Origin of the sequence: Thalassovita mediterranea (genome assembly GCF_001458435.1) — a bacterium.
GTDB lineage: Bacteria > Pseudomonadota > Alphaproteobacteria > Rhodobacterales > Rhodobacteraceae > Thalassobius > Thalassobius mediterraneus.
On record NZ_CYSF01000017.1, the window covers coordinates 282,331 to 304,539 of the forward strand.

Sequence of the window (22,209 nt, forward strand, 5' to 3'; positions counted from 1 at the left end):
AAGGGGAGAAACCTAAATGAAAAACCTGATCCTGAGCACCGCCGCACTGGCGCTGACCGCTGGTATCGCTTCTGCTGACGTTGTGCGTCTGGGCACCGAGGGCGCCTACCCTCCGTACAACTTCCTGAACGATGCTGGCGAAGTTGACGGTTTCGAGCGCGAGCTGGGCGACGAGCTGTGCAAACGCGCCGAACTGAAGTGCGAGTGGGTAACCAACGACTGGGATTCGATCATCCCCAACCTGACTTCGGGCAACTACGACGCCATCATCGCCGGCATGTCGATCACCGAAGAGCGCGCCGAAGTTGTTGACTTCACCCAGGGCTACACCCAGCCGTCGCCGTCGGCTTACGCCGCACTGGCCGAAGGTCTGGACGTGAACACCGCTGTTGTGTCGGCTCAGTCCTCGACCATTCAGGCAGCGCACGTTGCAAGCACCGGTGCTACCCTGGTGGAATTCCCGACCCCCGATGAAACCGTTGCTGCGGTGAAATCCGGCGAAGTGGACGCGGTTCTGTCCGACAAAGACTACCTGAACCCGATCGTTGCCGAAGGCGGTCTGGTGTTCCTGGGTGACGTATACCTGGGCGGCGGCATCGGCATGGCATTCCGCCAGTCCGACGATGAACTGCGCGGCAAATTCGACGCGGCAATCGCCTCGATGAAAGCAGACGGTTCGCTGAACGCGCTGCTGGCCAAATGGGAAATCGAAGGCCAGTTCTAAGCCTTCTCTCCCACGATATTGAGGGCGGGGGCAGATGCCCCCCGCCCTTTCCCTTTTCCACAGATCGCGCCCTGTCCGATCTGCGCCAGTGAAAGAGGCCCACCATTTTTTCCTATTGCGCTGATCCTGCCACGCTGGAAGGTCTCCAGTGGTTGAGCTGCTACCTGACCACAGGCAAGCACCTGAGCTTTTATGCGTCCTTCGGGACGGTTCTGTTGCTGCTGGCTGTCACCGCCCCGGTGTCGCTGGGCTTTGGCTTTGCTGGTGCGATGGCCGCACGGGCGCGCCTGACCCCGCTCAGTTGGCTGGGCAAAGGCTATATCGCCATTGTGCGCGGTGTGCCGGACATTGCCTTTTTCCTGTTTTTTGTCATCGCTCTGGATCAGGGCATTGAATACCTGCTGCATCAGGTGCGCTGCCCGGATTGGACCGACCCGATCCGCCAAGGCGCTGATTTTGTTGTCTGCGACAGCGCCAAGATGCCGCTCAACTCTTCTCCGCAGTGGATCCACGAGGTTTATGGCTTCAGCCTTGCGGTGCTGACCTTTGCGATCGTGTTCGGCGCCTTTGCCGGCAACGTGCTGCAGGGCGCGATGAACTCCGTGCCGCGCGGCCAGATCGAAACCGCCGAGGCCTACGGCATGACCCATCGCCAAGCCTTCTGGCGCATTCTGGTGCCGCAGATGTGGATCTACGCGCTGCCCGGGCTGTCGAACCTGTGGATGGTGCTGATCAAAGCGACCCCACTGTTGTTCCTCTTGGGTGTCGAAGACATCGTTTATTGGGCACGTGAACTGGGCGCCAGTAAACAGGCGCGGTTCACCGACTACCCGCATGGGGATTGGCGGATGTGGTACTTCCTCGCGCTGTTGATCTTCTACCTTGCCTTTACCCGCGTGTCCGAAATCGTTCTGGACCGCCTCACCCTGAAACTGTCCCACGGTCAGGCCACCGTCGGCGGCGAAGCGCAAAGGAAAGCGGCATGAGCTGTTGGCAAACCCTGCAAGACTACGCATTCCGCTCGCTCGGCTACGGTGAACGCCTGCTGCCGCGTGGGGACTACACCCTATGCGATCAGTTTGTGCTGATCGGGTCCGGCATGATCTGGAACATCTATTTTGGCACATTGGCTGTGCTGACCGGTTTCCTGTTTGCCAACCTACTGGCGGTGGGGAAGCTGTCGAAAAACCGGCTGGCACGCAAACCGGCGGAATGGTTCATCTTTGTCTTCCGTGGCTCGCCGCTGTTTATCCAGTTCTTCTTTGCCTACTTCCTGTTCCTCAGCCTCAAAAGCGTGTCGCCGATCTTTGATCCGCTGTCGGCGGCCTGGCTGGGCGCGCTGATTGTGCTGTTCCTCAACACCTCCGCCTATTCGGCAGAGATTTTTCACGGCGCCCTGCTGTCGATCCCGCGTGGCGATATGGAGGCAGCGGATGCCTACGGGTTTTCCGGCTGGAAGAAGTTCCGCAAAATCACATGGCCTACCATGCTGCGTCTGGCATGGCCTGCCTACACGAACGAAGCGATCTTCCTATTCCATGCCACAACGCTGGTCTACTTCTCGGGCTTTCCAGCATGGCGGCAACAGGGTGATGCGCTCTACTATGCGCGTTACTTTGCGGATAAGACCTTCAACCCGTTTATCCCCTACCCCATTCTGGCGTTCTATTTCATCCTGCTGACGCTGGCGATTGTGGGGATTTTCGGGGCGGCAAACCGCTATCTGAACCGCCACCTGCCGCAAAACACCAAGCGTAAAATTCGCTTGCGTCCAAATCTGATCCGATAGTATCAAATATTTGATCAAATTATTGCGCTGCCCTTCGGGGCAGTGCAAAGTGATCAGGAATTTGAGATCTCGGGCCATCCTCATCGTGCTGCACGCGCCACTGGGACCGCCCCAGCGAAGCGATGGTGACCGATGAAAGACTGGCTCTCCTCCCACCCCGAAGTGCGTTCTGTACGACTGGCGGCGGCTGACCTGAACGGTGTGCCACGCGGCAAACGGATCCCATCGCAATTTGCTGGCAAACTGGCCGAGGGCACAGCGCGCTTTCCCTATTCTGTGCTGAACCTCGACATCTGGGGCGGCGACATTGAGGACAGCCCGCTGGTGTTTGAAAGCGGCGATCAGGACGGTTTCCTGCAGATGACGGATCGCGGCCCGCTGCCGATGCCGTGGCTGGACAATCCCGCCGCGCTGGTGCCGGTGTGGATGGTGCATGAGGACGGCACGCCCTATGACGGCGATCCGCGACAGGCGCTGCAACGGGTGCTGGACCGTTATGCAGCTCGTGGCCTGTCCCCCGTCGCGGCGGTGGAGCTGGAGTTCTTTCTGGTTGATGACAGTGGCGACGGATTGGAAATGCCCGCCCTGCCTACCAACGGCAAGAAACGCGCGCGTCCTGACATCCTGTCGCTGGCCACGCTGGATGCCTTCGATGGGTTCTTCAGCGATCTGTATGCGGCCTGTGACGCGATGGGTATCCCCGCTGATGCCGCGATTTCCGAGGCGGCGAAAGGCCAGTTCGAGATTAATCTGATGCACGGCGACGCGATGAAGGCCGCCGATGACGCCTGGCTGTTCAAGATGCTGGTCAAAGGTCTGGCACGCAAACACGGCTGCGCCGCGACCTTTATGACCAAGCCCTATCCGGATGAAGCAGGCACCGGTCTGCACACCCACTTCTCGGTCCTTGATCAGGACGGCAACAACGTCTTTGACGATGGCAGCGACATGGGCAGTGACACCCTGCGCCACGCGATTGCGGGCTGTATGGCGGCGATGCGTGACAGCACGCTGGCCTTTGCCCCGCATGCCGCCAGCTATGACCGTATGGTGCCCGGCGCGCATGCCCCGACCTCGATCTGCTGGGCGCACGAAAACCGCACGGCGGCGATCCGCGTCCCCTCTGGCCCGCCGAAGGCGCGGCGCATTGAACACCGCGTCGCGGGTGGCGATGTGAACCCCTACCTGATGCTGACCGCCATTCTTGGCGCGGCACTGAACGGGATTGAAGACGGTGCCGAGCCACCCGCGCCGATCACCGGCAACTCTTACGATCAGGATCTGCCACAGATCATCACCGACTGGGCCGAAGCCATCGACACCTTTGAAACCAGCGCAGAGGTGGCCCGCCTGTTCCCGGCAGAGCTGATCCGCAACATGGTGCTGACAAAACGCCAAGAGATGCGCGAGATCGCCAATATGGACGCGGCAGAACGGCTGGAAACCTATTTGGAATCGGTCTAACCCCGCGCCCCAAGCCCAACGATACGAAGAGACGACTTATGAAAATCGGCATCCTGCAAACCGGCCACATGCCGGATGAGATGAAAGACGATCTGGGCAGCTACGCGGGAATGTTCGCCACGCTGCTGGACGGCAACGGCTTTGACTATGTGGACTACTTCGTCGTCGATGGCGTCTTCCCCACCTCGGTGGATGAGGCGGACGGGTGGTTGATCACCGGATCGAAACATGGCGTCTATGAAGATCACCATTGGATCGCGCCGCTAGAACAGCTGATCCGCGACATCCGCGCCTCTGGCAAGCCATTGATTGGGGTGTGTTTCGGCCACCAGATCATCGCGCAGGCTCTTGGTGGTCATGTGGAGAAGTTCGAAGGCGGCTGGTCCGCAGGTCCCGTCACCTATCAAGTGAACGGCAAGGATATGGTGCTGAACGCATGGCATCAGGATCAGGTGATCACCCCACCCGAGGGGGCAGAGGTCTACGCCAGCACCGATTTCTGCGCCAACGCTGGACTGGTGATTGATGACCAGATCCTGACCATCCAACCGCATCCTGAGTTTACCAAATTCTTCATCAACGGTCTGATCCGTCACCGCGCCCCCGGCGTGCTGCCGCCGCAGATGATTGAGGATGTGAGCGCCGCGATTGACACCCCGCTGGACGATCAGGCCTTTGGTCAGATGATGGCAGATTTCTACCGCAAACAGCGCTAATCCGCTTCAGCTTGCACTCCTCGAAACATTCAGGGGCGCCCAATTGGGCGCCCCTTTCGGTTTCGGATATCCAGCCATCACTCTGCCGCGATGGGCAACGTGCCCTTTGTCGCCGAGGCGCCTGTGGTTCGCCCCAACGGTTGCCAAGTCAGATCGCCGCTGTAGCGCCAAGCCAGACGCCCCGCATCGTCCATCGCAATCAGATGCAGCCAACCGTTGTCAAATAGGGCGCGAACAGCCGGATGCCGGTCAAGGATGTCGCTCATCGCTTCACGCGGTGCTTCGATCACCACGGATAGGCGCAGCGGGTCATGTTGAAACCCCGACCCATCATGTACCGACTGCCACGGCAGCCCTGCCCGAGGGGCGCCGTTGTTGCCTTCGAGCACACCGATGCCGCCAACCACGTTATGCAGCAGCTTGTTGCCACCGCCAAACAAGGCAGGTGCGGTGGTTGATCCGTAGTATTGCAGGCTGATCCAGCTGGCCACCACGACGGGCGCTGTCATGATCAATTCCAGAACGCCGAAGCCTTCGTCGCGTTGCCAATCGTAATTGTGCAGGAACGATTGCCCCGCAAGGTCCGCCCCATCGGTACGCCCACGCGGTGCCGCGATAAAGGCACGACAGCCCGCCAGCCCCCATTCCGGCCGGGTTTCGGCCCAATCCCGCGCCCGGCGCAGAACACTTTTGGCATCCTCAGCACGGGGCAACCGACCAGCGCGCTCACTGCGCGCAAGCGTGCCAGCCGCCGCCAACCAGCTGCGCAATTGCGCCAGCCCAGACCGATCAGCACCAAGCGGCAGGTCATCCTCGTAGAGGGTGATCTCGTCGGTGGTCGTATGATGCAGAGCGGGCAGAAATGCGGTGTCGTCCGGCACATCAACCCCCTGATCGCGCAGCCCCAAACGCACATCACGATCATTCAGCAACGCCGCCAGCAGACGTGCGTTTACATCACCCGCATGTCCGCCACAGGCCCCACATTGCAGCGCACTTTCATGCGGGTTGTTGGTCACATGTGCCCCATGCCCCGCCAGCATGACAATCGGCGCGAATTCGGACGTCAAAGACATGGCCGACAACACCGTTTTCGCCATGCCTACACGTGTGGGCAAGTCGATCATCGGATCCAGTTTCGGCGCGGGTTCCACCGCCGCGCCGTGCCCAGTTCCGAGCGAATCCTTCATCAGCTTGCCCGCATAAAGCGGCCCCGTTGCCTCGACAAAGGCAAAGGACGAAACAGCAGCCAGTTTGAACCGTCCCCATGCCCGTTTCGCCCGCGCGCTATACCGACGCCCCAGATCAACCTGTTTAGGTTCCACCACCTGCGAGGTCAGACCAGCCTGCAAAAGTGCTGGCCCACGCATTTCAGTGACATCGGATCCAGCGGCCTTATGAGCGCTGGCCAAGCCAAAGAAGCCGGCGAAACCGATGGTCTGAATAGCACTGTCCTGTGCTTCTAACGCGCGGCGCAACACCTCTGAGCGCACGTCGATGCAGAAAGCTGCCTGAACTGCGGGCCGTTCCGGCGCGGCCGGATCAACGGCCTTCCGTGGTGCGCCAGCCTCCAGTGCATCTGCCAATGCACGCTGGGCCGCACGATCCCCCGCGTCCTGCAAAATTGCGTCGATGATCAGTTCCTTGTCAGGCGTTACAGGTGCCTGATGTGCTGCCACCACCTGTTCCCAGCGCTCAATAATCTGATCGCGGTAAAGCTCAAATAGCGCCTCGTCAAAGACCATGCGAATAGCAAGCAGTTCGGTTACCGTGCTGTCCAGATCGCCGTTCAGCTCTGCCTGCCACAGATGATAACGCCCGTATTGCGCCCAACCGCCCAAGGTGGTCAGCCAACGATGAAAAGCCGTGTGCGATGCGGCGGTGTCCACACCCAGATTTTCACAGGCCCGCCCGATGGCGCGCCAATGCGAACGGTTGGTTTCCGCCACAAAGGAACAGAACCCTTTCAATCCATGGATTTCCGGCGTCAGGTCACGGGCAGCAAAATCGCGCCACGAAGCAAAGGCGCTGTCGGATTTGGCTTGTTTCCACAATGCCTGTCCTTGGTCAAAATGGCTGGCCGCCCAGACCCCGATGCGATCCTCGATAAGGCCCGGCCAATCCACACCCGATACATCTGCGGCCAATTCTGCCACTGTTGGCAAGGCGGCGGCGGGTTCTGGTTCCGCCCCAAGGCTGGCGATCACCTCGTCCAAGGTTGGCTGTGCAAACACAGCCGCACTGGGATGTGCGGATGCGGCGCGGGTGGCATCGGCCAAATCGGCCTCGGTCATCGTGCCGGCGGCCAGCTTGGCCGCCCAATGGCTACGCGGCGGGGTGATGCGCGCGCCGCCAACGCGCGCCAACCGTGCTGCGGTGACGGCCAGCGGTTCCTCTGACTGACCAAGGAAGGGATTCACCGCCACGCTGGTCGACAGCGGAAACAACGGCGGGATCGCCTTGGCAGAGGATTTGGCGCAGGCCACCAATTCGAGCAGCGCGGCAGGGAAGGTTTCAAGCTTTGCAAACATAGGGATTTCCTTTCACGCGTTCGGGTCAGGCCGCGGTCCGTTTGGACCAGCCGTTCAGAAGTCTGTCGAAGATGGCATTGGCATAAAGACCGTTGGTCAAATGGACCCGCAGGCCTGCCGCCGCCGGATGCCCCGCCCACAGGGGGAAGGTCGCCTGCGCAACCGCTGTGATGCCAAAGCTGACCAACGCCAAAACGATCAGCGCCCATTCCAGCGGCCCGGGTGCCGGTGTCGCAGGCAGCGCCCCGGCGGTCAGTTTCTGTGCAATCACCTGCAGGACGAAGTAGCTGACGGAGGTAACCAGCGCATAGGTCACTGTGCGCCGCATCAAAGCGCGCGGTGCGGCATCCGCAAAGCCCTGTGCCAGCAGGTAGGCCACGCCAAAGATAAGGATGACCCCCAAGGCAATCGCCTGAACCGACTTTCCGTCAAAGCCAACGGTCATTCCGACCGCTGTATAGATGAGGATCGCGATGACAAAGGACTGCACCACATTGCGCGCACTGGGCACAGCCACTGGCCCCGGCCGCCGAATGGCCGCCACATTGCGCACTGCCTCACCAGCGCTGAGGAAAGCATGCGCCTTGTATAGGGAATGGGCCACGATATGCAGCAGCGCTAGCGGGAACAGCGCCAGACCACACTGCATCACCATGAACCCCATCTGAGCAATTGTAGACCAAGCCAACGAGGTCTTTACCGCAGGCTGGGTTAACATGACCAAGCCGCCAAAAAGTGCGCTTAGTCCCCCCAGCATCACCAGAAGCGCCATCACACCCGGGGCAACCAGCATCACCTCGGCAAACCGGATCAAGAGGAATCCACCAGCGTTGATAACACCTGCATGCAACAACGCGGACACTGGCGTCGGGGCTTCCATCACCTCTGTCAGCCAGCCATGCAGGGGAAACTGCGCCGATGCCAGAACCGCAGCCACCGCCAGCAACAGGGCGGCAATCATGACCAGCCAACCAGCTTCTACCGTGGTTAGGATCGTCTGAATGTCCGTGCTGCCCGTGGCCGCAATCAACAGCACAACGGCTGCCGCTAGGGCGCCCTCACTCAGGCGCGCAACAATCGCTTTCTTGCGGGCGGCGCGGTGGGCTGTGGCACGTCCGGGATAAAACAACAACAAGCGGTTCAACAAAACGCTGGTCAGGATCCAGGCCAGCAGCAATTGGATCAGGTTGCCCGACATCACCAACATCAGCACTGTCGCCAACGTCGCCGACATGCCTGCGGTGAATGAGCTATGGCGCTCTTCGCCATCCATGTAAGTGCGTGAATAGCGCAGCACCACCCAACCGATGAAGCTGACAAGCACCAGCATGATCACACTGACTGCGTCAAGTCGCACAGACAGGCCGATCCCCAGGGCCCCGGCCAAGGCCGAGGTCCCGGCCCCAAACACCCCAAGGAACAAGGCCGACAGCGCAGCGATTGCCAGCGCAGCCAAGGCCGCGCATTCGGCAAGCAATGCGCCACGGCGCGCTGTCATGTGTCTGGCGGCATAGGCCGCCGACAGCAGGACCAATGGTCCGAGGAAAGGAAGAAAGAGGTGGGTCATGATCGCGATCCTTCACTTTTGCCGGCCAACGGCACCGTTGCTGTCCCACGACGTCGCTGGCATTTTGGATGACAGCAGAGCGACTGGGCTTTAGCGGCAGATAGGGCAGGATCTCTTCCAATAAAAATTCATTGTTTAACGGATTACGTTCTATAAAATAGAACTATGCCGTTGAACTATCATCATCTCAGGTACTTCTGGGCAGTCGCCCATGATGGAAACCTCACCCGCACTGCGCAGCGTTTGAACCTGTCGCAATCGGCCTTGTCCGTGCAGATCAAACAACTGGAGGAACGGCTGGGTCATCCCTTGTTCGAACGGCGCGGCCGCCAACTGCACCTGACAGAGGCCGGGCGCATTGCGCTCGACCACGCAGATGCAATTTTCTCGACAGGTCAAGAACTTGTCGCCACGCTTGGCGGTCGGGTGCAAACCCGCAAAGCACTGCGTGTTGGCGCGCTAGCGACGTTGTCGCGCAACTTTCAGATCGGTTTTCTGCGCCCCATTCTGTCACGTCTGGATGTTGAGGTTATCCTGCGATCCGGCAGTCCGATGGAATTGCTAGAGGGGTTGGAAGCGCTGAATCTGGACATTGTGCTGATGAACAGACCACCACCTGATGACAGCCTAACACCATACGAAACCCACAGAATCGGTGAACAAGAGGTCAGCATCGTCGGCAGCCCCGACCGATTGGACCCGGACAAGCCGTTGAGGGATCTACTGGCAGATCAGCCATTTATTTTGCCGACTACAGACACCAGCCTGCGCACTGCCTTTGACGCGATGGCCAGTCGATTGTCCGTCCGCCCGCAGATCGCGGCAGAAGTGGATGACATGGCAATGATGCGTCTGTTGGTGCGCGAAGACATCGGACTTGCCCTTGTGCCGCCCATCGTTGTGACCGACGAGTTGAGCTCAGGCCGCCTACGCGAGGCAAAAGAACACCCCCGTATCCGCGAAACCTTTTATGCAATCACCCTGCGTCGGCGGTTCCCCAACCCGATCGTGCAGGATCTGCTGAAACACAGTGGCGATGCGCAATTCCTGTCGTGACCCTGCCCGCCGCCGCAGCAGCACCGGGCGTGCGCAAATTTTTGCAATCGGACCCAACGGGATCTGGCCATCGGTGAAAAAGAAACTAGGATAAAGCCCCGCGCCGCGCACCGTCGACGGCCCCACCACACCTGGAAAGCCACAACTGGAAAACCCGTGGAAAAGTACACAAACCTCATCAAACTGAGTGTCGGCACCGAAAGCGTCGATACGCTGGCGGAATGGCAGAAAATCCCGCAGGTTCAGACCGCTGACGGATTTCCACAACATATCACCCGCATGTGGCCCAAACGCGAAGCAGAGATTCTGAATGGCGGATCGATTTACTGGGTCATCAAAGGGGTGATCCAAGCACGCCAACGCATCCTGCGTCTGGATGAGGTCACAGGCCACGACGGTATCCGCCGCTGTGCCATTGTCCTGGACAAGGATTTGTTCCGCACCGCCCCTGCCCAACGCCGCCCTTTTCAGGGCTGGCGCTACCTAAAACCCGAAGACAGCCCCCCCGATATGACCGCCGCCCGTCAAGAAGACGACGCACTACCGGCAGACCTGTCTGCCGCGCTGGCCGACATCGGAGTGTTGTAAAGATTTTGCCCCAACCGCAGGTGCAAAAAAACCGGCCCTCGCAAGAGAGCCGGTTCCATCTTTATGAAAGGTAAATCGATTACCTGTTGATCGGCCAATAATCGTTGGCGATCTTTCCTGCACCGCCGCGGCGGCCATCGGCAACAGAAGAGGCAAAGCCGGTGACACGTGCAGTCGATTTATCCGTTTCGCCCAGCGGGATCGAATAGCCAAGGGAGAGAACCTGCGTCTCGCGTGGGCCTTCTTCGACGCGCGCGACCTCTAGGGATGCGAGGCTACCATTGGCAAAGGCATAGGACACACCCAGACTCACAGCTTCGACATCAAGGAAGGTGGCCCAATCATATTTCTGGTAGGCACCGAAAACGCCGAAGGTATCAGTCAGATTGTGACTAACCGCCAGCCCAAGATATTTCTGATCAAAAAGCGCGAGATTCATACGCGCAAATTCTGCGCTGATCTTCGTGTTCTCGGACAGCGAATAGGCGCCGCGAACACCAAAGTGATTGCCGTCTTGATTGGCCAGACCATCGATCTGCCCAAAATAGGCTTCGACATCGTAGGTGTCGCTTTCGTAGCCGACAAAAGCACCCGCAGTGCTGTAAGCGATGAAAGTGGTCGGGGAGCGCGCAACATTGATGTCTTCGACGAACACACCTGCAGTGACACCATTATCAAAGGCATAGCCCAGATCCACTGCCGCCGAGTGGCTGTTGCGATTGGTATTCAAACCATTCGCTCGCATGGTGCTGACGTCCAGTTCCAGCTGGATACCTGTCAGATTACCATAGCCAAGGGTCGTATCAATCGAGGGGGACGTTACATTGTCTGCGTTTACGTTATCGCTGGCGACGGAATAGCCCAATTCGATCGAGCCACTGATTTCCGCAGATGCAAACGTGGGAACACAAACTGTTGCAAACGCTGCAACAATACTCATAGTCTTCATTTTTTACTCACACTGATAAACAGATACAAAGGGTTAACAAGACGACGTGATAGTCAGAAAGTTTAGCCGCCTCAACAAATTTTTGCGCAATTCACTCGCCTGTCGCATGCAAGACACAACCCATCCGATAGCGCCCCACGCCGCGTTAGCGCCCCCGCGATCGTGCCTGTGGGTTCAATTTGAAGCGTCAGGACCAGACACGCAAAAGCCGCCCCTCTCTCGAAGGACGGCCTGCTTGTTTTGCACTGCCGATGTGGCCGTATGCTTCAGACCAGCGCCAAGGCCTTGCGTAGGTCTTTGATCACTGCGCGTTCCTGATCGTTGGCTGCCGCCATGCGGGATCGGAACAGGGTGGCCTGCGATTTCAAAATCGTTGCATCGCTCAGGATCTTCAGGTGATTGGCGCGCAGCGTATCCCCGGTGGAGGTGATATCTGCTACCGCCTCGGCGGTTTCGTTTTTCACCGTGCCCTCTGTGGCGCCCTGACTGTCCACCAGCTGGTAATCCGCCACGCCATGATCGCGCAGGAAATCACGCACCAGACGGTGGTATTTGGTGGCAATCCGCAAGCGGAAGCGATGTGTCTGGCGGAAGGCTGCAGCAGCGGCGTCCAGATCATCCAGGCTGTTCACATCCACCCAAGCGTTCGGCACCGCCAGAATCAGATCCGCATGGCCAAAGCCCAGTTCCGCCAGCGGTTCGACCTGCTGTTCCCACTGGCCCAGCTTTTCGCGCACCAGATCGGTGCCCGTGACACCCAGATGGATGCGACCAGCGGCCAGTTCGCGGGGGATTTCACCGGCGGAAAGCAGCACCAGCTCAACACCTTCGATGCCCTCAACCTTGCCCGCGTATTCGCGATCCGACCCGGTGCGCGACAGTGCGATGCCACGTTCACCGAACCAGTCAAAGGTCTTTTCCATCAACCGCCCCTTGGAGGGCACGCCCAGTTTTACGCTCATTGGCCTGCCTCCAACTCGATCAACAGATCAGGGCGGATCACGCCGCCCACTGCGGGGATGTCACGCCCCTGCCCCAGCACCCGACACAGCGCATCATAGCGCCCGCCGGTGGCGACAGGTGGCAGGTCAGGACGGCTGGCGGCGTGGAAGCCGAAGACAAAGCCGTCGTAATATTCCATCGAGGTACGGCCATAGCTGGCCTCAAAATCCAGCGCGTCAACGTCGATGCCCCGTTTTGACAGCGCCTTCATACGGCGGGCCAGACGTTCGACACTGGCGCTGATCGCGGGCATGTCCACCGCAATATCGCGCAGCTGTTCCAAGGCGTTGGGCAGGTTTTCCCGCACGCCAAGGATGGCATCAATCAGCGCAACCTCATTTTCCGACAAGGGATCGGTTGCCGCATCTTCGCGCAGGGCAGCAATCCGCGCCTCAACCTCACGGCGCGAGCGCAGACCGATATCGGGACCGGCGACCGCAAAGGGATCCTCTGCCGCCAGCAATGCCGCGCGGGCCGCAGGCACTGGCGTGCGCCCTGCGTAACGATCCAACAACGCGCGGAACCGGCGCGGGCGCCAGATGTGGCGGCGCAGCGCGGCCTTGCGCCGTTCAGAGGTTTGCAAGCCCTCAACCGCAGCCAGCAACAGGCCAATGTCACCACAGGCCGCGCGCAGCGGCTGATTGCCCAGTGCGTCACGGATGATGGCGAACACCTCGGCATCCGCCTCTACTGGGTTTTCGCGGTCAAACACCTCGTAGCCAACCTGCGTATATTCATTGGGGCGGCTGGCGTCGTCTTCCTGACGGCGGAACACCTGACCGGCGTAGGTATAGCGCGCGGGCTCGGCCCCATGCGCCATGTGCATCTGCACCACCGGCACGGTAAAATCAGGGCGCAGCATCTGTTCACCGCGCAGCGCGTCCGAGGTCACATAGGCGCGGCCACGGATATCTTCGCCGTAGAGGTCCAGCAGCACCTCGGCCGGTTGCAGCACATCGGTTTCCACCAGCTGTGCGCCCGCCGCCTCGAACGAGGCGCGCAGGGCCGCCGCGCGGGCGCGAATGTCGATCCGATCAGGCATCACTACCGTCCTGTTGGCTGGCGAGGATTTCACGCACCTTGGCGATCATCTCAGTGCGCGGCACCTCAAACTGGCTGGGACGCTCTTTCCATTCTTCCAGCGTGGCGCTTTCGGCGATCTTGGCGCCAAGGATCAGGTCCTTGATCTGCACCACGCCCTTCTCCTTCTCATCGCCACCTTCGATGATCGCGATGGGGGAGTTGCGCTTGTCCGCGTATTTCAACTGGTTGCCGAAGTTTTTAGGGTTGCCCAGATAGACCTCAGCCCGAATACCCTCTTGGCGCAGCTCAGCCACCATCGCCTGATAGTCGGCCATACGGGCCTTATCCATCACGGTGACCACAACGGGGCCCGTAGGCGCACCGCCCATGCGGCCCTTTTCACGCAGGGCGGCCAGCAGGCGGTCCACACCGATGGAGACGCCCACAGCGGGCACTTCCTGACCGGTGAAACGCTTGACCAAACCGTCATAGCGACCACCACCAGCGACCGAGCCGAACTGGCGCTTGCGGCCCTTTTCGTCGAGGATTTCAAAGGTCAGCTCTGCCTCAAACACCGGACCGGTGTAATAGCCCAGACCACGCACGATCGACGGGTCGATCAGCACCTGATCGTCGCCATAGCCTGCGGCGGCCAACAGGGCGCCGATCTGTTCCAGTTCGGCAATGCCGTCTTGGCCAACCTTGCTGTCCCCCACGGCAGCGCGCAGGTTTTCCATGGTGCCAGCCACATCGTCGGCACGCGAGGTGAGGAAGGCGATCACAGGTTCAGCCTGCGCCTCCTCCAGACCAACGCCATCGATGTAAGCGCCAGAGGCATCCAGACGCCCCTTGCCCAGCAATTGACGCACACCCTCTTCGCCGACCTTGTCGAACTTGTCGATGGTGCGCAGCACGTCGTCGCGTTTGGGGTCATCTTCGGCCAAACCCATGGCCTCTAGCACACCGTTCAGAACCTTGCGGTTGTTCACGCGCACCAGATAGTCGCCACGGGGAATGCCCACCGCCTCCAGCGTGTCGGACAGCATCATGCAAATCTCGGCATCCGCGGCCATCGACGCGGTCCCAACGGTATCCGCATCACATTGATAGAACTGGCGATAACGGCCCGGTCCCGGCTTTTCGTTGCGCCAAACGGGACCCATCGCGTAGCGGCGATAGGGGTTGGGCAGATCATTGCGGTGCTGGGCATAGACACGGGCCAAAGGCGCGGTCAGGTCATAGCGCAGGGCCATCCAGTCACCCTTATCTCCCTCATCCGCCTCTTGCCAGGCAAAGACGCCTTCGTTGGGGCGATCCACGTCGGGCAGAAACTTGCCCAGCGCCTCAACCGTTTCCACGGCGGCAGATTCCAGCGCGTCAAAGCCGTAATGGTGATAGACCCCGGCGATTTTCTGCAGCATCTCGCTGCGTTCGGTCACTTCGGTACCGAAATAGTCGCGGAACCCCTTGGGCGTGACGGCCTTGGGGCGGGGGGCTTTCTTCTGCTTGGCCATTGGCTTTGTCCTTGCGGGTAATGTCGCGCCCGCGTCTACCGGATGCGGCGCTTAGGGGCAAGCATTGCAAGGGGAAAGTGGCATATAACCTTGCAGTCGCGACCATTGTGCACGTCGCCCGCCTGTTCCCCGTCCATTGCCCCTGCCACGCCTGCTGTGCTAAGGCCGCGCCAGCACACAAAGGGCGGCACAATGCAAGACACCAAGATGCAAGATCTGGAAGAACAACTGGCACACCTGACCCGCACGGTCGAGGACCTGTCAGATGTTGTCGCCACCCAAGCGGGCGAGATTGACATGCTGACCCGCCGCGTCGCCCTGTTGATGCAGCGCGAAGCAGAGCGCGAGGCAGATGGCGGCAGCCACATCTATGGCGGACCGGAAAAACCGCCGCATTATTGAAGGGCGGTATTAAAAGACGGCGCGCGCCCTACTCTGCCGTATGGTGACTGGCCAGAACCGCACCGTCGTGCAGCAACATATTGGCCCAGCCCTGCCCCAAACCACGGGTGTCATACACGCTGACGAAAACTGTGTTGGGGGTCAGTTTGCCGCGTTTTTCGCCGCAGGGTTCCTTGGTGCGGACCTTACACAGGCGACGCTTCAGCTTTTCGTAGGCTTTGTCAGTAGTGGTAAAGGGATGCAGGTCCGACGGCAGGCCATAGCGTAGCTGTTCGTGCATTTCGACCGAGCCAAACACAACCGCCGTGCCCATCACCTGTCGCAGGCAGCCATCGCCAAAGCCCGTGACGTAGAACGCGCGCAACCCTTCATCGCTTGGGGCACTGTCATAGAGACGGTAAAACGGTTTCTTTTCAGGATGCTGCGCCACAAGCGTTCCCAGCTTTCGTTTGGGAAAATCACAGACGATCCCAACGCTGCCGAACCGCGTGCTACTGCCAAAGGGTATTGCGCCCGTTGGCTGTTCAGGTTCTGAACGGCTGAGCAATTTAAACAGATCAAATCCGGCCCTATCCTTGGACGTTGCACCTTCTGTGGATGCAGGCAGGCTGGCCAACTGCACCTGTGCGCCGGTATCACCGTCTGGTGTGCGCCCAGGTTCTTTGCTTGCCAATCTGGTCTGGGGTAGCGCTATGGCATCCTTGTCGGAAAGCGGCGCATCTTTCTGAGCAAACAACCACCCCAGCACGCCAGATTTGGCCGGTTCTTCCTCGGATGTGGCCGCGTCATCGGGCCGCTCTGCCTCAGCGTTGGTGGCCAGCAATGCCGCCCCGTCGTCCGCCGCCTCGGCCGATCCCGGCACATCCTGAAGGCGCAACCCTGCCAGCGGATCCCCGCAGCCAGCCAACAAAAGCAGCAGGCCAGCCAGCGCCCCACCTTTCAGTCCATGCGTCTGCACAGGATATGCAATGCGTTGAAAACGCTTATCCATTTACGGCAATCGTCCCAATTTGTCCCCGCGCGGACCATACCGCAGCGATCCGCGCGACGCAAACCAATGTTGCGTCGCGTGAACTGTCCTGCCCCCGTTTGGGGCGATCAGATCTCTTGCACGTCCAGCACACCGGGCAGTGATTTGATCGCGCTTTTGATCTGCGGGTTCACCGGAAATTCCTGATAGGTGTCAATGTCAACCTCACCGGGCAATTCGGGGTTCATCAGGCAGAACTTGATCGGCCCCCGCCCCGCGCTGCGCGATTTTTCCCGCGCGTCAGCCAGAATGGTCGCGGCCAGCGGAATCGCCTCTGCCTCATCGACAAAGATCTGCAATCCCATGTTGCCCGCATCCGCGACGAAGTCATCCAGGCTGGCCACACCGCGTCCCATCGGGTCAAACTGACCGTCGTTAAAGCGTGCCTCCAGCGTCATGATGACCTGATTGGTCTGATCAAACACCGCGCGGGTGCGATCAAAATCCTCTGGGAACATCACCATCCCCGCCACCTGTCCGGTGGGGTCAGAGATATTCATGCGAAAGAACCGCGTGCCCCGTCCCGATTTGCGTTCCTGCAGGCCAGAGACTAGCACGCCCACCCGTTCGGTGGCGGCGCCGTTGGCCTCTGCCTTTTGCTTCAGACCCTCAAGCGTCAGCAGTTTTTTGCGTTTCAGCGCAGGCAGGTAGTCATCCAGCGGGTGGCCGGTCAGATAGAAGCCAACCGCTTTATGTTCCTCGGCCAGACGATCAGCGGCGGGCCAGTCGGTGACCTTGGACAGGCGTGGTTCTGGCAGGTCCTCTCCCGCCTCACCAAAGAGCGAGACCTGAGAGCTTTCGCGCTGTTCATGGATCGCCGCCGAATAGCGCACCAGACTTTCAAGGCTGTCAAAGACGCGGCGGCGGTTCGGGTCCAGATTGTCAAAGGCGCCAGCGCGCGCCAGCATTTCCAAGGGGCGCTTGCCCACCCGTTTCAGATCCACCCGACGGGCAAAATCAAACAGCGTAGCAAAGGGCTTCGGTCCCTGATCGCCCTTCAGGCGGGCGTCCGAGATCAACTTCACCGCCTCAAGGCCGACGTTTTTCAGCGCGCCCATGCCATAGATCAATTCGCCATCCACAACGTCAAACGTCGGCAGTGAGGTGTTCACACAGGGCGGCACAATGGTGATGTCGAGGCCACGGCGCACCTCTTCGGCGTAGATCTCCAGCTTGTCGGTCAGATGGATATCGCAGTTCATAACGCCTGCCATAAACTCCGCCGGATGGTTCGCCTTCAGCCAGCCGGTTTGATAGCTAACCACCGCATAGGCCGCAGCGTGGGATTTGTTGAAGCCGTAGTTGGCGAATTTTTCCAACAGGTCGAAAACCTCGCTGGCCTTTTTCGCTGGCACCCCGTTTTCCGCCGCGCCCTTTTCGAATTTGGGGCGTTCGGCGTCCATCGCCTCTTTGATCTTTTTACCCATCGCACGACGCAACAGGTCCGCCCCGCCAAGCGAGTAGCCCGCCATGACCTGCGCGATCTGCATCACCTGTTCCTGATAAACGATGATGCCTTGGGTTTCCTCAAGGATGTGGTCGATCAGCGGATGCACCGATTCCAGATCCTGCTGGCCGTTCTTCACCTTGCAATAGGTGGGGATGTTTTCCATCGGCCCCGGACGATACAGCGCCACAAGTGCAACGATGTCCTCGATACAGGTGGGTTTCATCTGTTGCAGCGCACTCATCATGCCGCCGGATTCCACCTGAAACACCGCCACGGTTTTCGCACTGGCGTAAAGTTTATAGGTCGCCTCATCATCCAGCGGGATGGCGCCGATATCATCCACCGCACCCTCTGGCGGTTCATACAGTTCCGATCCATCCGGCCCGATGTGCAGGTGACGCCCGTTCTTCTTGATCAGATCAACGGCGTTTTGAATGACCGTCAGCGTTTTCAGACCGAGGAAGTCGAATTTCACCAGACCGGCCTGTTCCACCCATTTCATGTTGAACTGGGTGGCGGGCATGTCGGATCGCGGATCTTGGTACAGCGGCACCAGACGATCCAGCGGACGATCCCCGATCACCACACCCGCCGCGTGGGTGGATGCGTTCCGCAGTAGCCCCTCAACCTTCATGCCGTAGTTCAGCAGGCGCTCAACCACCTCTTCATTGCGGGCCTCTTCACGCAGGCGCGGCTCTTCTTTCAGCGAATCCGCAATCGACAGCGGCTTCACCCCCTCGACAGGGATCAGCTTCGACAGGCGATCCACTTGGCCATAGGGCATCTGCAACACACGGCCAATGTCGCGCACTGCCGCCTTGGACAAGAGCGCACCAAAGGTGATGATCTGGCCCACCTTGTCACGGCCATACTTCTCTTGAACGTATTTAATCACCTCTTCACGGCGATCCATGCAGAAGTCGATGTCGAAGTCAGGCATCGACACACGTTCGGGGTTCAGGAAGCGTTCAAACAGCAGGCTGTAGCGCAGCGGATCAAGGTCGGTAATCGTCAGCGCATAGGCCACAAGAGAACCCGCACCAGACCCCCGCCCCGGCCCCACCGGAATGCCGTGATCCTTGCCCCATTGGATAAAGTCGGCAACGATCAGGAAGTAGCCGGGGAACCCCATGCCTTCGATGATGCCCAGTTCGAAATCCAGCCGTTCCTGATACTCCTCCACCGTCGCCGCATGTGGGATCACCTTCAGGCGGGCCTGCAGGCCTTCGTTCGCCTGACGGCGCAGTTCGGCCACCTCATCATCGGCAAACTTCGGCAGGATCGGGTCACGCCGATAGGTGCCAAATGCACAACGGCGGGCGATTTCCACCGTGTTTTCAATCGCTTCTGGCAGGTCCGCAAAGAGGGTGATCATCTCCTCTTGGGATTTGAAATAATGCTGCGGGGTCAGTCGGCGGCGCGGTTCCGACTGATCGACATAGGTGCCCTCGGAAATGCAGATCAGCGCATCATGCGCTTCGTACATGTCGGATTTGGGGAAATAGACGTCATTGGTCGCCACCAAGGGCAGGCCCATATCATAAGCCATTTCGACAAAGTGACGTTCGCACAGTTTTTCGTCCTGCGGCAGCCCGTCCTCGCCCGGGTGGCGCTGCAATTCCACGTAGAGGCGCTGCGGATAGATCGATGCCAATTGACGTAGCAGCGCCGCTGCCTTGTCGCGCGCGCCTTGTTGGATCAGTTGGCCGACGGGACCGTTTGCGGCGCCGGTCAGGCAGATCAGACCTTCGGAAAACTCCTGCAGCTCTGCCATGGTGACCTGAGGCAGTTGCCCGCCGTTGTCCACATACAGGCAGGATGACAGTCGCATTAGGTTTTCATACCCCGCCTCTGTCTGCGAAAGCAGAACCACGGGGGCTGGCAGCGCTGGCACCTCCCCCGGTGCGGATTGTGTATAGGCCACATCCACCTGACAGCCGACGATCGGCTGAATGCCTGCGCCTTGCGCCGACACGGAAAATTCCAATGCAGCAAACAGCGAATTGGTGTCGGTGACCGCCACCGCAGGCATGCCCATATCGGCGCATAGGCCGGGTAGCTTCTTCAGGCGCACGGCACCTTCCAGAAGGGAGTATTCGGTATGGGTGCGCAGGTGGATGAATCGGGGGGCATCAGTCATGGCGCCACCTTAGTGGAGCGTAGAACAGGGCGGAAGACGGGATTTTTCAGCTGCTGGGTCCGCGATGTGACGGAACGAAACCCGTCATAGAATGCTGCGGCGCGGCAAAGCCAAACTCGTCCGCAATACAGATTAAAAACAAGCCGCAAACATACCGCCTAAAAATCCACCACGATCAAAAATTGCGATCGCTTTTTGATCACCGCAACATTCTTAGCCGCAGCGCAGCGATAATTTTTCTTGAAATGCGCGTCAAATCTGCATCTTTTATTTGGGCAAGCAACACGCCCGCTCGTTTTCTACGCCGCATCGAAGACGCGCCAACAGGGTAAGCCACTTGGTAAGGCGGCAGGTTTTTCACATGACTGTCCCCCCTCTTCTGTCAGGAGAGTGTGAGGCACCGTGCGCACCGGATCCGCAGGCAACCTGTGGTCGGAACCTGCCCCGGACGCTGCAACTGCACTGCCACCAGAATCTCTTTGTGTCCGGTCGGTCCTATCCGACCGCTGATGGCCGGAATTTGGCGCGCGTGCCTGCTTGTGCATCTCAGGTCATCACAAGAGCGCAAAAAACACCCGTGAACCGCACTTCTCAACGCCACACACGCCGCTCAGCCATTGCTGTTGGGCAGGTGCTGGCGTTAGTAAGTGCGCAACCGGGCCAAGGCGCCAGCCTGACTGCCAACACACAGCTCAACAAAGAGGGACGCGCGTGACAGGGACGCTACTCAAACTAAATGGCCTGACCAAGGCCTACCCGGGCGTTGTGGCCAACAACAACGTGTCATTTGAAATCGGCAAGGGCGAGGTTCACGCCCTTCTGGGGGAAAACGGCGCGGGCAAATCCACGCTGGTAAAAATGATCTATGGTCTGGTGAAACCAAACAGCGGATCAATGGTGATGAACGGCGAAGACTACGCGCCGGTGAAACCCTCGGCGGCCCGTCAGGCGGGTGTGGCGATGGTGTTTCAGCACTTCTCACTGTTTGACGCGCTGAATGTGGCGGAAAACATCGCACTGGGCATGGAAAACCCGCCCAAGATGCGCGATCTGGCCGCCCGGATCAAAGAGGTGTCGGAAACCTACGGTCTGCCGCTAGATCCCTTCCGCACCGTGGGCGACCTGTCCGCTGGTGAACGTCAGCGGGTCGAAATCATTCGCTGTCTGCTGCAGGACCCGAAGCTGTTGATCATGGATGAACCCACCAGCGTGCTGACGCCGCAGGAAGTGGACATTCTGTTCGAAACCCTGCGCAAGCTGTCGGCTGAGGGCACCGCGATCCTTTACATCAGCCACAAGCTGGAAGAGATCCGCACCCTGTGTGACAACGCCACGATCCTGCGTCTGGGCGAGGTGGTCGGTGACTGTGTTCCCCGCGAAACGACCGCGCGCGATATGGCAGAGATGATGGTTGGATCGAAATTGCACGTGCCGGAACGCACCGGCGGTGACATCGGGCCGGTTCTGCTGGAACTGAACGACCTCTCCGTTGCCTCCCCCGCTGAATTTGGCACCGCGCTGAAAGGCATCAGCATGGAGGTGCGGTCTGGTGAAATTCTCGGCATCGGGGGGGTCGCGGGCAACGGTCAGGACGAACTGCTGGGCGCTTTGTCCGGTGAATTGCTGACCAAGGCAGGCACCATTGTGCTGGAAGGCGATGACGTCAGCCAGATGGGTCCGGTGGGCCGCCGCAAGCTGGGTCTGCTGACCGCGCCCGAGGAACGTCTGGGCCACGCCGCCGCGCCGGATATGAGCCTGATTGAAAACGCAGTGCTGACTGGATCGGTGCGCGAAGGTCTGGAAAAAAACGGTTTCCTCAAATGGGGCAAGGCACGCAACTTTGCCGAAACGATCATCGAAAAATTTGACGTCCGCACCCCTGGTCCGGGCAACGCGGCGCGGTCGCTATCTGGCGGCAACCTGCAGAAATTTGTGATTGGCCGCGAAGTGCTGCAGCGCCCTGACGTGTTGGTGGTGAACCAGCCCACATGGGGCGTGGACGCCGCAGCTGCCGCTGACATTCGCCAGTCCCTGCTGGATCTGGCCGCTGCGGGCGCTGCGATCATTTGCATCAGTCAGGATCTGGATGAGCTGATGGAAATCTCTGACCACTTTGCCGCGCTGAACGAAGGCCGCCTGTCCGACATCCGCCCCTCCAAGGGGCTGACGGTGGATGAGATCGGCCTGATGATGGGTGGCGCTCATGGGATGGAGGTGGCGCATGTCTAAGACCGCCCGCCGTGAGTATTTGAAGAACATTGAAA

17 protein-coding genes are annotated in these 22,209 nt (G+C 59.7%); 9 read left to right on the plus strand and 8 right to left on the minus strand.

Going from position 1 to position 22,209, the window contains the following annotated elements; all coding sequences use genetic code 11:
- The first annotated feature begins 16 nt into the window (after positions 1–16).
- From TM5383_RS14930 to TM5383_RS14950, 5 genes are all read left to right on the plus strand, one after another.
- Positions 17–724, plus strand: a complete 708-nt coding sequence (locus TM5383_RS14930) for a transporter substrate-binding domain-containing protein (protein WP_058319831.1) — start codon at positions 17–19, stop codon at positions 722–724.
- A gap of 104 nt (positions 725–828) precedes the next feature.
- The gene (locus TM5383_RS14935; protein WP_076400033.1) at positions 829–1,710 is read left to right on the plus strand and encodes an ABC transporter permease; all 882 of its coding nucleotides are present in this window, start codon (positions 829–831) and stop codon (positions 1,708–1,710) included.
- The gene (locus tag TM5383_RS14940; RefSeq protein ID WP_058319833.1) at positions 1,707–2,513 is read left to right on the plus strand and encodes an ABC transporter permease; all 807 of its coding nucleotides are present in this window, start codon (positions 1,707–1,709) and stop codon (positions 2,511–2,513) included. Before TM5383_RS14935 ends, TM5383_RS14940 begins: the two co-directional genes overlap by 4 nt.
- 132 nt (positions 2,514–2,645) lie before the next feature.
- Complete coding sequence (locus tag TM5383_RS14945) at positions 2,646–3,977, plus strand: glutamine synthetase family protein (RefSeq protein WP_058319834.1); 1,332 nt, start codon at positions 2,646–2,648, stop codon at positions 3,975–3,977.
- A 38-nt stretch (positions 3,978–4,015) separates the two neighbouring features.
- Positions 4,016–4,693 carry a type 1 glutamine amidotransferase gene (locus TM5383_RS14950; RefSeq protein ID WP_058319835.1) on the plus strand — a complete coding sequence of 226 codons (678 nt, stop codon included), beginning with the start codon at positions 4,016–4,018 and terminating at the stop codon, positions 4,691–4,693.
- 77 nt (positions 4,694–4,770) lie between these two features.
- Here the strand turns inward: TM5383_RS14950 and TM5383_RS14955 are convergent, their stop codons facing one another.
- Positions 4,771–7,224: a YbcC family protein gene (locus TM5383_RS14955; protein WP_058319836.1), complete on the minus strand. Its 2,454-nt coding sequence runs from the start codon at positions 7,222–7,224 to the stop codon at positions 4,771–4,773.
- Positions 7,225–7,249: 25 nt separating this feature from the next.
- The gene (locus TM5383_RS14960) at positions 7,250–8,791 is read right to left on the minus strand and encodes a proton-conducting transporter transmembrane domain-containing protein (RefSeq protein ID WP_058319837.1); all 1,542 of its coding nucleotides are present in this window, start codon (positions 8,789–8,791) and stop codon (positions 7,250–7,252) included.
- A 165-nt stretch (positions 8,792–8,956) separates the two neighbouring features.
- On the opposite strand from TM5383_RS14960, the gene TM5383_RS14965 reads away from it, so the two are divergent.
- Both TM5383_RS14965 and TM5383_RS14970 read left to right on the plus strand, forming a co-directional pair.
- Positions 8,957–9,847, plus strand: a complete 891-nt coding sequence (locus TM5383_RS14965) for a LysR family transcriptional regulator (RefSeq protein ID WP_058319838.1) — start codon at positions 8,957–8,959, stop codon at positions 9,845–9,847.
- 156 nt (positions 9,848–10,003) lie between these two features.
- Positions 10,004–10,435: a DUF1489 family protein gene (locus TM5383_RS14970; protein ID WP_058319839.1), complete on the plus strand. Its 432-nt coding sequence runs from the start codon at positions 10,004–10,006 to the stop codon at positions 10,433–10,435.
- Between the two features lie 79 nt (positions 10,436–10,514).
- Here TM5383_RS14970 and TM5383_RS14975 read toward each other — a convergent pair whose 3' ends face one another.
- The 4 genes from TM5383_RS14975 to hisS all read right to left on the minus strand — a co-directional run bounded on the left by TM5383_RS14975 (position 10,515) and on the right by hisS (position 14,923).
- Positions 10,515–11,375 carry a hypothetical protein gene (locus TM5383_RS14975; RefSeq protein WP_058319840.1) on the minus strand — a complete coding sequence of 287 codons (861 nt, stop codon included), beginning with the start codon at positions 11,373–11,375 and terminating at the stop codon, positions 10,515–10,517.
- A 275-nt stretch (positions 11,376–11,650) separates the two neighbouring features.
- Entirely contained in the window at positions 11,651–12,346 is a 696-nt protein-coding gene (gene hisG, locus TM5383_RS14980; protein WP_058319841.1) for an ATP phosphoribosyltransferase, read from the minus strand.
- Entirely contained in the window at positions 12,343–13,428 is a 1,086-nt protein-coding gene (locus TM5383_RS14985) for an ATP phosphoribosyltransferase regulatory subunit (protein WP_058319842.1), read from the minus strand. The genes hisG and TM5383_RS14985 overlap by 4 nt, the downstream gene beginning before the upstream one ends.
- On the minus strand, positions 13,421–14,923 hold the full coding sequence (gene hisS / locus TM5383_RS14990; protein WP_058319843.1) for a histidine--tRNA ligase: 1,503 nt from the start codon (positions 14,921–14,923) through the stop codon (positions 13,421–13,423). The genes TM5383_RS14985 and hisS overlap by 8 nt, the downstream gene beginning before the upstream one ends.
- A 207-nt stretch (positions 14,924–15,130) precedes the next feature.
- On the opposite strand from hisS, the gene TM5383_RS14995 reads away from it, so the two are divergent.
- Entirely contained in the window at positions 15,131–15,325 is a 195-nt protein-coding gene (locus tag TM5383_RS14995) for a SlyX family protein (RefSeq protein WP_058319875.1), read from the plus strand.
- Between the two features lie 28 nt (positions 15,326–15,353).
- Here TM5383_RS14995 and TM5383_RS15000 read toward each other — a convergent pair whose 3' ends face one another.
- Both TM5383_RS15000 and dnaE read right to left on the minus strand, forming a co-directional pair.
- A complete protein-coding gene (locus TM5383_RS15000) occupies positions 15,354–16,316 on the minus strand; it encodes a hypothetical protein (protein WP_058319844.1) in 963 nt (320 codons plus the stop codon).
- 107 nt (positions 16,317–16,423) lie between these two features.
- Positions 16,424–19,945 (minus strand): DNA polymerase III subunit alpha, encoded by a 3,522-nt coding sequence (gene dnaE / locus TM5383_RS15005; protein ID WP_058319845.1) that lies wholly within the window; start codon positions 19,943–19,945, stop codon positions 16,424–16,426.
- 711 nt (positions 19,946–20,656) lie between these two features.
- Between dnaE and TM5383_RS15010 the strand changes: the two genes are divergently transcribed.
- Positions 20,657–22,174 carry an ABC transporter ATP-binding protein gene (locus tag TM5383_RS15010; protein WP_058319846.1) on the plus strand — a complete coding sequence of 506 codons (1,518 nt, stop codon included), beginning with the start codon at positions 20,657–20,659 and terminating at the stop codon, positions 22,172–22,174.
- The last annotated feature ends 35 nt before the right edge of the window (positions 22,175–22,209 follow it).